The sequence below is a fragment of the Enterococcus mundtii genome (assembly GCF_013394305.1).
In the GTDB taxonomy this organism is placed as follows: Bacteria; Bacillota; Bacilli; order Lactobacillales; family Enterococcaceae; genus Enterococcus_B; species Enterococcus_B pernyi.
Genome location: NZ_AP019810.1, coordinates 489,968 through 503,499, shown reverse-complemented (window position 1 = coordinate 503,499; position 13,532 = coordinate 489,968). Strand labels below are relative to the sequence as shown.

The window sequence follows — 13,532 nt, the reverse complement described above, 5'->3', positions numbered from 1 at the left end:
ATCATGTTAGCAATCAGTAAAAAAGAATTTTGGTTCGTCGTAGGTTCACAACATCTATACGGGGAAGAAGCGTTAGCGCAGGTCAAAAAGAATGCAGAGACGATCGTTACGGCACTAAATGATCAACAAACGTTGCCTTATCCGATCGTACTAAAAGAACTAGCAGTAACTGCTGATACGATCACCTCGATCATGAAAGAAGCGAATTACCAGGAGCGAGTAGCAGGTGTGATCACTTGGATGCATACTTTCTCCCCAGCAAAAATGTGGATTCGTGGCACGCAGTTATTACAAAAGCCTTTGTTGCATTTAGCTACGCAATTTAATGAGAGTATTCCTTGGGAAACGATCGACATGGACTTTATGAACTTGAACCAAGCAGCCCACGGGGATCGGGAATATGGTTTTATCAATGCACGACTCAATAAGAAAAATGAAATCGTGGTAGGTCATTGGCAATCCGAAGATGTGCAACGTCAGATCTCAGACTGGATGCACGTGGCTGTGGCTTATAATGAAAGCTTCTCGATCAAGGTTGCTCGGTTTGGAGACAATATGCGTAATGTGGCTGTGACCGAAGGAGACAAAGTAGAAGCACAGATCCAGTTTGGCTGGGTGGTCGACTATTATGGGATCGGCGATTTAGTCAAAGTGATCGATGAAGTCACTGATGAAGAGGTAGCGTCATTATTTGAAGAATATAAACAACTTTATGATTTTGATTATGCAGATTATGACCATGACACTTGGGAAGCACATGTCAAAGTACAAGCAAAACAAGAAATCGGGATCAGACGTTTCTTGGAAGCGGGCAATTATAATGCTTTCACAACAAACTTTGAAGATCTTTACGGTATGCAACAATTACCTGGCTTGGCAGTCCAACGGTTAATGGCAGAAGGCTACGGATTTGCCGGTGAGGGGGATTGGAAAACAGCTGCTTTGGATCGGATGTTAAAAATCATGGCACAAAACAAAGACACAGGTTTTATGGAAGATTACACGTATGAATTGACGCCAGGAAAAGAAGCAATTTTACAATCTCACATGATGGAAGTAGATCCGACATTGGCAGTCAATCGACCAAAAATCGTTGTTTCGCCATTATCGATGGGTGATCGAGAAGATCCGGCTCGTTTGGTGTTTGACGGTAAAGCAGGCGATGGTGTCGTGGTTTCCATGGCAGATTTTGGCACGCATTATAAATTGCTGATCAATGAAGTGGAAGCCTTCGAACCAACAGAAGAAGCCCCACATTTACCAGTGGCACGCGTACTTTGGAAAGTCAAACCGAATTTCCATGAGGGAGTAGGTGCTTGGATCCGCACAGGTGGCGGACACCATACCGTTGTGTCATTGCACCTTACTACTGATCAGATCCAAACATGGGCGCGCTTGGTTGATTTAGAAGATATCGTCATCAAATAAGTGAAATGATCAATTGAAGAACTTTGGGACTTTAGAAAAACTTACGTCAAACACTCTTTTTCAAAGAAGTAGAGCGTTATGATGTCATTTCTTAGAGATTCAAGTTAAAGTTAAATAAATACCGTAATGTTATCAGCTGATTAAGGGATAGCACATACGAGCAGTCGAAAGAAGCGACGAAGATGAGTCTGGACACTCTGGTAAAGGCCAGACTCATTTTTTGTTCTTTCGTAGGACTAGCAATGATTAAAGGGGTGTTCGATATGACAAACGTAGACAAACAAATAGAATTCGAACAATTAGATGCTTGGTGGCGGGCTGCAAATTATATTTCTGTTGCTCAAATGTATTTAAAAGATAATCCATTATTACGCCGTCCATTAACTAAAGACGATGTAAAGACACATCCTATTGGGCATTGGGGAACGATTGCTGGACAAAATTTTGTGTATGCACATTTAAATCGTGTCATCAATAAATACGATTTGGATATGTTTTACATAGAGGGCCCTGGTCATGGTGGACAAGTGATGGTATCCAATTCTTATATTGATGGCAGTTACAGTGAGATCTATCCTGAATTTACAGAAGATGAAGCCGGATTGGCACATTTATGTCGGGTGTTTTCTTATCCTGGCGGGATTGCATCCCATGCTGCGCCGGAAACACCAGGATCGATCCATGAAGGTGGAGAACTTGGCTATTCACTTGCCCATGCGACAGGTGCGATCCTTGATCATCCGGATGTGATCGCGGCGACAGTTGTAGGCGATGGCGAAGCAGAAACAGGTCCATTAGCTGGCGGTTGGTTTTCAAATGTCTTTATCAATCCGGTCAATGACGGTGCGGTGTTACCAATTTTGAATTTGAATGGCGGAAAAATTTCTAATCCAACCATCCTTGCCCGCAAGAGTGATGAGGATCTTCGAAAGTATTTCGAAGGAATGGGTTGGAAACCATATTTTGTTGAGGGAACAGATCCAGAGGTTGTTCATCACATCCTGGCTTTAACGCTAGATACAGTGATCGAAGAAATCAAAGAAATCCAAAACGAAGCAAGACAAGCACCTGCGGAATCAGCCACGATGCCAAGATGGCCCGTCATTATTTTTCGGACGCCAAAAGGCTGGACAGGACCAAAGACGTGGGAAAATGAACAAGTGGAAGGAACGTTTCGTGCGCATCAAGTACCGATTCCAGTCGATTCTGAGCATATGGAACACGTCGATCATTTGATTGATTGGTTACAATCTTATCGTCCGGAAGAGCTGTTTGATGAACAAGGAAGAATCAAACAAGAAATCAAAGATCTTTCACCGAAAGGCAATCGTCGGATGTCGACAAATCCAATCACAAATGGCGGAATCGATCCCAAACCGTTAGTTATGCCTGATTGGAAAAACTATGCCGTGGATACTGCAACACCAGGAGCTGTTGTTGCGCAAGATATGATGGTCTTTGGAGAACAAGCCAGAGATGTAATCACGAAGAACCCAACCAATTTTCGGATCTTTGGCCCGGATGAAACAAAATCCAATCGCTTGAATAAAGTCTTTGAAGTGACAGATCGACAATGGTTGGAACCTAAAGATGCTTCAGATGAGTGGCAGTCTTCTGTAGGAAGGGTCATTGATGGACAACTGTCGGAACATCAAGCAGAAGGATTTTTAGAAGGGTATGTTTTGACAGGGCGACACGGGTTCTTTGCTAGTTACGAATCTTTTTTACGTGTGGTTGACTCGATGTTGACGCAACACTTCAAGTGGATGCGTAAAGCTAGTGATCAGCCTTGGCGGAAAAACTATCCTTCATTGAACTTGATTGCCACATCGACTGTTTTTCAACAAGATCACAATGGGTATACCCACCAAGATCCTGGTGTGTTGACCCATCTAGCAGAGAAGAAAGCAGAGTTTATTCGCGAATACTTGCCTGCAGATGCGAATAGTTTGATGGCTGTGATGGATCGTGCGTTGCAAGAAGAGCAAGTCATCAACTTGATTATTTCCAGTAAACATCCACGTCCGCAATTTTATTCTGCAACAGAAGCAGAAGAACTAGCCAATGAGGGGTTGAAAATCATCGAGTGGGCTAGTACGGTTTCTGCGAATGAAGAGCCAGATCTAGTGGTCGCAGCAGCAGGCACAGAACCAAACCTTGAAGCACTTGCGGCAGTCTCGCTATTGAATCAAGCATTTCCACAACTAAAAATCCGCTTTATCAACGTGGTGGATATCTTGAAGTTAAGACACCCATCCGTTGATCGGAGAGGACTAAGTGATGAAGTGTTTGACACGTTCTTTACGAAAGACAAACCAATTCTGTTTGCTTTCCATGGCTATGAAGGCATGATCCGGGATATTTTCTTCTTACGGCACAATCACCAATTGATGGTTCATGGTTATCGAGAAAATGGCGATATCACTACACCGTTTGATATGCGTGTCTTTAGTGAGTTGGATCGTTTCCACTTAGCGCAACATGCAGCGGTAACTGTGTACGGTGAAGAAGCAACAGCTTTTTCTGAGGAAATGACGCAACAATTGAAAGCACATCGAGAGTATATTCGGAAAGAAGGTCATGATCTGCCAGTAGTGGAAAACTGGAAATGGACGGAGTTAGCTCGGGTGAAGGAATAATAACTAAGAATGACACTAGTAAAACGCGGATCTATCTGCCTTTACTAGTGTTTTTTTAGCAATCGTAAATTTAGTTGCTTTGCAGAATTTTAGTGTGGGGAAAATCAAAGCAACCTATTAGTTGATTAAAAAAGCGAGTCGTGCATACAATGAGCATCGTATTCATTGTTTGTTCATAAATATTAATGTTTTGTGATTGCGTTTCCAACTATTGGTATTGAAGTGTTTTATTATAGTTATCGTTCTCTAAATACATAATGTTATAAGCATAAAAATTCATTTAAAAAATAAAGTATGTTATTATTTTTTTGATGAGAGATATCGTAAGAGAATAGTTAGATTATACATAGTTTTATTTTTTTATTTTGGGTAACTCGCTTAGTTTCTCCGTTGTTTTTACATAATAGTCTTTGATAAATTTTCATTTTCTAGTGAAATCTAGTAGAAATGGACCTGATCTCAAAGGCTATTTGAAAAAATGATAAAAGTAACGACTTTTTAAAAGTCTTCTATATTCAAATTGCGATAGTTTGGACAAAGGAGGTAAAGTTTGTGGGGATAAGGAATGGAATTCAAACCAATACGCGACCGTTTTTTATAACGTTCATTATTATTGTGGTGTTCTTTATTGGAGGCGTTTGCTCTTCTGTTTTTGCTGATGTCAATCAAAGGCAGTCAAAAAATGTGTTGGTCGATAATGGAGAAGTGGCGTTATCACTCGAAGACACGAATAAAGGGGTGCGTTTTAAACTAGAAAAAAATTCATCTGAAGCGTTACAATTTTCCGTAAATTTGATTGATTCTAAGGGTGAAAAAATCCCACTTATGATAGATGATCAATCCATTACTGAGAATCAGGTGTTGACAGAAGAACAATTTTCTACCCTACATTTTACCAAACCAACTGAACCTGTTCGATTATTTGTCAAGTACAAGTCCGCAAATGGAACACTGACGGATCTGACACCACCTGAAGGAGAAATTCTTCCACTTGTTGAACCAGAAAATAATGATCAGTCAGGTACTTCAGGGAGTCAACCAACCGAAGTAACGAGCGGTACCATTGAAGAAAATAGCGAAACTGGAGAAAATCAGGAAACAACTGAGACACAGCAAGCAACCAGTGAAGCGAAAGTAGCGGAAGAGCAAAGCTCGACGTCTTCTGACTATCAACCACCCCAGGCACGAGCAATCCAAGCTTTTGCAACAGGTACAGGTTCTCAATACGTACCGCCGGGAGCTATCCCTATCAGTGGCGCTTTTGCCGCACCAAATGGTGGGGCTGTCGTTTCAAATGTCACGAATACAAATGACAATGGCGGAAAACCATTTTCACAAATCTCTCTTTCGGGGAGTAATAACTGGACGTCGATTTGGTCAAATGACGCGTATCGCTTGGATTTCACAAAATCCTTTTCGCAACGTGTCTACGTCAATTTTGGCACACAACAAGCAGATGGCGTGGCGTTTGTCATGCATAACGATGCAAGAAAAACAACGGCCATTACGAACTCACGAGCGGTAGGTGTCGACGGTCAAAACTTGGGTGTCTACGGAGCGACTGGCGGCTACTATGAGTTATTGGCTCAGAGAACGCCAGAAACGACAGCTATTCGTAATTCATTTGCGGTTGAATTTGATTTATTTGCCAATGAAGCAGTAACTGGTAGAGCACGCTATGACGCACAGATTCCTGCTGGAAGTACGCCACATATGGCGTATACCTTTCCGGGTAACCTAAGCCGAACGTATCAACCAATCAATGCAGTGAATGGTGATTTAGGAGCAAATGAGTGGTTCACTTTGACCCTCGCCAATCCCGGACGGATCAAACACAACAGCTTGATCCCACTTAATGGAGCTGTCAGTACCAATGTCCAAGATGGAACATGGTACGAGTTCAATTATAGCTTTAATAGCAACACACGGAACTTTACGTATTCATTTAGAAATCCTGTCAATGGAGCAAAAACTGCTGACACAACGATACCTTGGGGGGATTTGAACTCGGAATTACAATTAGCGACCAACAACAATCGAGCCTACTGGGGATTTACAGCGGCCAACGGTAGCGTATCAGGACAAGTTCGTTTTGCTTTTACTCAGCCGCCGATACCGATAGGCGCGACAGTGACGAGTAATGTATTGGACAACGCCAATACATCTGTGACTGTTCCAAGTACAGATACAAGTAAAAGTAAATATTTGATGAGTGAGCAGCCAGCTAAGATCCAATCAACGATCAAGGTAAATACAGGTGAAGCAGCCTTGAATACTACGAGGTGGACGACGGTACTTGATGCGAAAGCAGTCAATTTGGCAACAAATGCGACAGTCACACCGACGATCACGAAAACGACTGCTGCAGGGGTGACGTCAACGATTGCCCCAGCAAATTTAGCAACAGTCGTGACAAATAATACAACGACTGGCGTGATCACAGTGGTCACGACAATAGCCAATAACGCGATCAATCTCAATCCAGGAGATTCAGCGACACTGAGTTATTCAGCACCAACAAGAACATTGTCAGCGGATGCACTAACTAGTTACGGAAGTTCAGTCTTGGCAAATCCAGTGGGAACGACACCAAATGATACAACAAACATCATCTACTATGGCGATACCGTGTATTATTGGGTTCGAAAAACGGATCAATTTACTGCTTTGTCATGGGAAAATGTCAATACGGTGACCAATTTTAGTGAGACGTTGGATATCTCTGCGAATCGCGATCCTGGGTACAAAAGAACATTTTATTGGAAAGATTTAGATATCGGCGATCGATTGAGTTTCAAAGTGAGAAAAGGAACGAATTATCTCACTGATGTTCCATTCTCTGATGTCACGACAACAGGGGCGACAAATTTTAACGCAAATACACAGTTAGTGATCCCAACAAAATATTTTGATTATGGTGAGAATAAATTTGTCATTGAAGTCTACTCCTCCGGAAAAATGACGAAACCTGAAGAACCGGCAGCGTCATTGAATCTGACGGTAAACTACACTGGAGAATTAAGACTTGAGCAGGCACCAAGTACATTCAAATGGACGAATCGAAAGGTTCGTCAAAGTAAAGGGATCTTGGATCGTGATGCGGGCAATAGCTTAGAATTAAAGGTATGGGATTCGAGAGATCCACGAACAACAAGAAATTGGTCAGTTGGACTTTCGATCACGAGTGGAACGAACGCACCTTTTTCTTTCGTCTGGAAAACAAGTCCTACGAGTGCGGTTCAAAATCTGGGTAATTCACCAATCAAAGTGTTTGATTCTGCGAGTGTGACCCCGACTGGTTATGTTTATACGCTGAATATGAGTGAAAATGCGGGTGTATTGTTAAATAGCTCAAAACTGTTGCCTGTAGGTGATTATAGTGGACGAGCAACAGCCAATTGGAAGCTATATAACACGGCTACGATCGAATAAGGAGGCGATGAGATGAAGAGAATAACTATGAATCTTTTGTTCCTGCTTAGTGTTGTTTTGTTCACTGGCTTTGTGCGAGTCGCTCCTACGTTTGCCGACGAGGTGATTGCTTCCGATCAGCAAGAAATCCAGTTTGAATTATATGAAAAAGACGAAGTGAGTCCCATAGATAAGGGTGAAAGTGGAACGACCAAACCGCAAGCGGAAGGGATGCTTCCGCAAACAGGTAGTTTGTTGTATGGAACGTCTGCATTTCTCGGTACATTGCTGATTGGATTTGTCGGACTGATGTATCGATCAAGGAGGCAGAAGCGATGAAGCCTAAAATCAAATGGTTGCTACTATTTATCTTGCCCCTGATGTTTGTTTCTCCTTCAAAGATTCGAGCGTCTTCTGTTGGTGAAGAGAAAAAATCAGCAGTGAATGTCCAAATCATCGAACCTGCTATTTATTTAAAGAAAGTAATACCCCCAACTTTTGATCGCTACCCAGTCCCTGAGACGGACATTGAAGTACCAGCAAAGCAAGATCTAGTGATCGAAGTGGTTGACAATCGTTCTGGAACAAACGGGTGGAAACTCGATTATTCATTATCTGCTTTTAAAAATCAGCAGGAATATACAGCAAAACTTTCTATGAAAGATGGACAGTTGACGACAGAAAAAAACAGTGTCTATCAAGTCAATGATATAGAAAATATCAGTCATGGTGAAACGCAAGAACTCGTCAAAGTCAGTCAAGGAACGAAACAAAACTTTCGATTGATCATCCCGAAAGAAAGTATTAAGTTGAGTGTTCCTGCTAATAGTCCAAGTGGTACCTATAAAGCGATACAGACGGTCAACCTCGTAAATGTGGTTGCCGATGTAGATTAATTGAAAATCAAGGAGGAATAAAAATGAACCACAAAACAAAAACATTAAGTGCAGTATTCGCAGGGTTGATTTTAGTAAATATAGGTGGAGTAGCAGCATTCGCAGCAGAGGTACCAGGACAAACTGGAAGTACACCAACGACTGTAACGATCACCGATGCTACTTCAGGAGATTTAAGACTCGATGCCGTTCCAGCGACTTATGCGTTTGAGACGGAAATCGAAAATGGCACGTATTCACTTAGTACTGGAACGATCGGTACACCAGGAAATATCGTTGTTTCAAATGATAGTATCGCTCAAGCATGGTCTGTGAGAGCAACTGTTGCGAATAATCAATTGACACGAGCAGCTGCACCAGCCACATTTGATGTGAATTCATTCCAAATCAATGGCGCACAATTAGTTGGTACAGGCGCAACTGGGATTGTCGCTCGATCAGCGACTACACCAGATGCCGGAAATAATACCGGTCAAATCACCACTCCGGTAACATCGATCGCAATTGGTTTTACCGATCCGAGCAATGTCTTACAAGTAAATAATGTCTTGAACGGTACGATCAATTATCAATTGTACAATACGGCAGATGCTTCTTAATGGCTGTGTCCAAATTGAGAAGATTGGAGCAATCGCATTCAGCGATTGCTTCAATTCTTTCTATAGGTTTTTGTTCATGATCAAATCTCTGGGAAAAACCAAATGAATCGATAAATGAGGTGTAGTGATGCGGAAAATAATTTTAATCATTTGTTTCATGTTTGCTTTTTGCTTCCCCTTAGTCACCGAGGCAGAGACTGAGAGTGAAGTGGGCTTTCATATCAAAGCAATTATTCCAGAAAATCAAGCCGATAAAAAATTAACTTATTTTGATTTACAACTAGAACCTGGTCAAAAACAAACGATCAAGTTCCTGATAGAAAATACATCGAATGAAGAGTCAACTTATCAGGTTGCAGTAAACCAAGCCTATACGAATGATCAAGGATTTATTGATTACACGCAACCAACTGATGAATCAGATATACCGGAGGAATTTCAAATCAACAACATTGCGAAAGTCCCAGAAAGCATCACTTTAGCTGGTGGGAAGTCACAAGAAGTTAGCGTTGACCTCACAATGCCGGAAAAAGAATTTGATGGACAAATCTTGGCAGCCATCCATGTCATGAAAATAGGTCAAGCGGAACAAGAGGGCCAAATCGTTAACAATTATGGCTATGTCTTAGGATTGAAATTAACGAATAATACGAATGAAGTGCAAAGAAAGGTGGAATTAGAAGGCGTCGAACCAGCCATTTCATTTGGGAAAACAAGTGTGGTAGCAACTTTGAAGAATCCAACGATGGATGCGATCGGTCATTTGAAATATGCAGCTGAGGTGAAAGATGCCACAGGGGAAGTCATAAAAGAAGTATCTTATGATAAAGAGATGCAAATGGCGCCCTTGTCAACGTATCGATTTGCAATCGATTGGGACAATGAACGACTGGAAGCGGGAGATTATTCCTTACATTTGACAATCTCAGATGCAAAAGACAACGAATGGGTATTCGATCGCGATTTTTCAATCAGTGAGAGTGATGCGAAAGAAGTGAATAAGGTAGCAATCTCTAAAGTGAATCAGCAGTCAATCCCAACTTGGGTCTATGTAGTTGTGGGTGTCTTACTTGGGATCATCCTTCTATTGATCATTTATTTTCTATTCATACGTAAGAAGAAAAAAGAAGAGTAACCAAAAGGGGTTGTGATCCTTATGTTAACACGAGTCTTAGCATAGGGATCACAATCTCTTTCTGTCAGTTAGCGTTTTTTATAGAAATAATAAAGCACACTGATGAAAAAAATCACAGATATTAGAAGGCCGATTTCGTAATATACAAACACCCTCAGAGAATCGTAAAAGTAATACGCCATGATTTTAGTGATAAAATAAATCACTGGACATGCAGCTAGGAACACCAGGAAAGTGCGCTTAGTTAATTTAAAGAAATAAAAAAATGCTAGCACGGCAATACTTAAAGGAAACCAAAATAAAAACTTGCTTAACTGAACCAACATCATTCACTCCTCTATAATCTTCGTAATCAAATAATACCATTTTTGTGTTATTTTTAAAACTATTAATAGTATCATAACAAAATATTTTTTTTGATTTTAAAATGAAAATATGTGGTTTTTAAATATGAAAGATTGATATATATAGGATTGTGATAACGTAATTATGCAGAATGTTCATTTTTTAATAACATTTTCAAAAAAACGAATTAGGTTTCTTTGTTATATTGATTATTTTTTTTAAATGATTTTAACGAGTTTGTACAGATGGAATGTAAAATTATTTCAGTGATTCAAGGACAGTCTTGGCGACGCATACTGAATGACTGGGTAACCGGTAATTGACTGGTATAGGTGATTTCGGCTAAACCAACCAAAGCAAAAATTTTCCCTAACGCGGATAGTTTCTCTTGTTGTACATATTATTTGACGATCAGTGTTTGCTCAAGATAGAGCATGGAATCTTCAATCGGTTCATTTTGATCTATTTTCATTTTTAATCAATAAGCTGTATCCATAAAAGTATGATTTCTTCAATTGCTTATTGTAAGTATTTGGTAAGGGTTTCACAAATCCAGTATAACATTAAATGGCTGTTCCATGATGGAGCAGCCATCGAATCTTAGCTGGGATATTTCGATTTTTCTTTTTTATTTCTGAAAAAATTATGATACTGGGAGATTTCTAATAATTGAATGTTCTTTTAATAGAAATAATCAATGACGAATATTTCTAAGTTATTGGTGTTTATTTATATAATAGGAAATAATAAGCACGATAACGCTGATGAATGGTGTTATTATTCTTGGTTAAAGGATGTAGATTGTTATTTATTTGCAAAAAACCGCTAATAAAAAGGGACTATGAATGGGTGAAGAATCTATCCGTAGATAATTGGTGGGTAAAATTTCCTTAGGAGGATGATTTACATTATGAAAAAAAGAAAACAATGTGTCCGTTGATGTTGCTCGCTCTCTCTGTGTCGACAACAATGGTGACAGTTTCCCATGTGTCAGCAACAATTCAATCAGTAGAAAAGAGGAAGGGGAATGATTCGATACAGACGAGTCAACGCAATCAGTCTTGACTAGGATCGATCACTTCTAACCGAGAACAAATCAATCGTTTAGAACAAAAGTATGAGTTAGTCGCTTATGATGCAACTGTCTTGCCTGAAAAAATTGATCCTAAGTCACTCTTAGTGGCTGCAGATGCGAAAGTTGTTGATGGAGAAGGGAACCTCTAAGTGATTTCACGCCTTATATCAAAGCAACAACCGTTGAATCAAATCCAGGAGAATACCAGATAACCATTGGCTTAAAAGAAGGTGTCAGTGTGGAAAAAGTAGTAAAAGTAACAGTTTTAAATGAGAAATAAGAAGAAACAAAATATACGATTTTAGCAAAAGACGTGACTGTACTAGTAGGACAAATACTCCAGGAGAATATGAAGTGACGATTGGTCTTGAACAAGATGAATGTGTGGAAACAACAGTGAAAATCACAGTTGTTGGGGAGCAAGTTCCACAACAAGAGTACATTTTAAATGTAGCGGATGCTGCTGTGACTGTCGGACAGACGGATGATCAATCAATCTTAACGGCAGTCGGGCCACTGTGACAGATTTATCTAGTCAACCAGTCGACGCACGACCAGTGATCAAAGCATCGACAGTCAAAGACGAAGTCGGTTACTATGATATCTCACGGATACCACAAGAGGTGGGAATAAAAGTATTCAAGCTCAATAAATAAGGCGACAACCATGAAAATCGCTTCTTAAAATTTTTGTGGTCGTCGTCTTTTTTTGAAGATCGTACTTCTGTTTCCGCCGTTTATTCGTTTCTAAGGCGCGCATAGTCTTCTTTTTATTTTAGGTAAATGTTACACTTGTGAAAAGAATCCAACGATCATCAAAGGAGAAAAAAATGAAAAATCACTGTCTGATTTACCGAGCGTTTGGCTTGCCACAAGAGGTTGTGCAACTAGCAGAGCAACCACTCTCTTTAAGACAAGGAGAAGTCTTGGTCAAAATGTTAGTGGCTCCAATCAATCCTTCTGATTTGATTCCAATCCACGGCTCCTATGCACATCGCATCAACTTGCCACAAATTGCTGGGTATGAAGGTGTCGGGAAAGTGATCCAAGTCACTGATCCTCAGGATGAACAAATGATAGGACAATACGTTTTACCTCTACGAGGGGAAGGAACTTGGCAAACCTATCACACAGTACCCAAGAGTGAATTAGTTATTGTTCCCTCTTCGGTCGATCTTTTGACAGCTGCCCAGATGTACATCAATCCTGTAACCGCCTGGTTGATCTGTACAAAAGAATTGAACCTGAATAAAGGAGATCATATTTTGCTCAACGCAGGAAATTCTTCCATTAGTAGAATTTTTATCCAATTGAGTAAAATTTTATCATTTAAAGTCATTGTAATCGTTCGCCACGAAAAATATAAAGAAGAGTTAACTGAACTAGGAGCAGATTTGGTCGTTCTTTGGGATGAAGAAACAACGTTGCCGCAAATTTTAGCATATACAAAGGGGAAAGGCGTAAGGGCGGCGATTGATCAAGTAGGTGGGAAAAGCGGTGAAACCATGGCGCGAGCGATTCAACCGTATGGGAAGTTCGTTGCGATCGGGTTACTCTCTGGTCAACAAGTTGATTGGGCGTTTATCCAAACATTGCCGATCCAAGCTAAAGTCTATCATCTAAGGCATTGGGCGGATTCGGTTTCCAATGAAGAATGGCAAAAACAATTTCAACAACTATTCCGTTTGGTTGAAGAGGGACAATTGAATCTACTAACTACCGCTCCCGTATATCCAATTTCTGAGTATCGCCAGGCTTTAGTAGAAGCAGAAAAGAAAAAAAGGAAAATATTTTTAAATTTCAATGTTCCATTAGAGGGCTGAGACAATCAAAAGAGAGTGTGATATTCGTCCTCTCGTACCACTTAAAACCGAATGAACGGCAAGAATAGAAGAAACCTCTTCGCAAAATAAGGCGCCACCCACGAAAACTTGGAGAACAAATTTCGTGGGTGGCGCCTTATTTCTCGAGGTTAAACATGTCTGTTTCGACGTCTTTTTGAGAT

Annotated in this window: 10 protein-coding genes; all 10 read left to right on the top strand. The window is 40.5% G+C overall.

The genetic code is table 11. The features are described from left to right. The first annotated feature begins 3 nt into the window (after positions 1–3). The 10 genes from araA (at position 4) to HZ311_RS02325 (ending at position 13,350) form a co-directional block, all read left to right on the top strand. On the top strand, positions 4–1,428 hold the full coding sequence (gene araA, locus HZ311_RS02370; RefSeq protein ID WP_023519951.1) for an L-arabinose isomerase: 1,425 nt from the start codon (positions 4–6) through the stop codon (positions 1,426–1,428). 263 nt (positions 1,429–1,691) lie between these two features. Further along, entirely contained in the window at positions 1,692–4,067 is a 2,376-nt protein-coding gene (locus HZ311_RS02365; RefSeq protein ID WP_023519950.1) for a phosphoketolase family protein, read from the top strand. Positions 4,068–4,619: 552 nt separating this feature from the next. Next, the gene (locus HZ311_RS02360) at positions 4,620–7,499 is read left to right on the top strand and encodes a lectin-like domain-containing protein (protein WP_137072571.1); all 2,880 of its coding nucleotides are present in this window, start codon (positions 4,620–4,622) and stop codon (positions 7,497–7,499) included. A gap of 12 nt (positions 7,500–7,511) precedes the next feature. Then, a complete protein-coding gene (locus HZ311_RS02355; RefSeq protein ID WP_010735041.1) occupies positions 7,512–7,817 on the top strand; it encodes an LPXTG cell wall anchor domain-containing protein in 306 nt (101 codons plus the stop codon). After that, positions 7,814–8,374 (top strand): WxL domain-containing protein, encoded by a 561-nt coding sequence (locus tag HZ311_RS02350; RefSeq protein WP_010735042.1) that lies wholly within the window; start codon positions 7,814–7,816, stop codon positions 8,372–8,374. The genes HZ311_RS02355 and HZ311_RS02350 overlap by 4 nt, the downstream gene beginning before the upstream one ends. Positions 8,375–8,397: 23 nt before the next feature. Beyond that, positions 8,398–8,973 carry a hypothetical protein gene (locus HZ311_RS02345; RefSeq protein WP_010735043.1) on the top strand — a complete coding sequence of 192 codons (576 nt, stop codon included), beginning with the start codon at positions 8,398–8,400 and terminating at the stop codon, positions 8,971–8,973. 127 nt (positions 8,974–9,100) lie between these two features. Then, positions 9,101–10,108 (top strand): DUF916 and DUF3324 domain-containing protein, encoded by a 1,008-nt coding sequence (locus HZ311_RS02340; protein ID WP_023519948.1) that lies wholly within the window; start codon positions 9,101–9,103, stop codon positions 10,106–10,108. A 1,774-nt stretch (positions 10,109–11,882) separates the two neighbouring features. Further along, the gene (locus tag HZ311_RS02335) at positions 11,883–12,050 is read left to right on the top strand and encodes a hypothetical protein (RefSeq protein WP_023519947.1); all 168 of its coding nucleotides are present in this window, start codon (positions 11,883–11,885) and stop codon (positions 12,048–12,050) included. Beyond that, complete coding sequence (locus tag HZ311_RS02330; RefSeq protein ID WP_023519946.1) at positions 12,047–12,184, top strand: hypothetical protein; 138 nt, start codon at positions 12,047–12,049, stop codon at positions 12,182–12,184. The genes HZ311_RS02335 and HZ311_RS02330 overlap by 4 nt, the downstream gene beginning before the upstream one ends. A 173-nt stretch (positions 12,185–12,357) precedes the next feature. Continuing rightward, complete coding sequence (locus HZ311_RS02325) at positions 12,358–13,350, top strand: zinc-dependent alcohol dehydrogenase family protein (protein ID WP_023519945.1); 993 nt, start codon at positions 12,358–12,360, stop codon at positions 13,348–13,350. Positions 13,351–13,532: the final 182 nt, after the last annotated feature.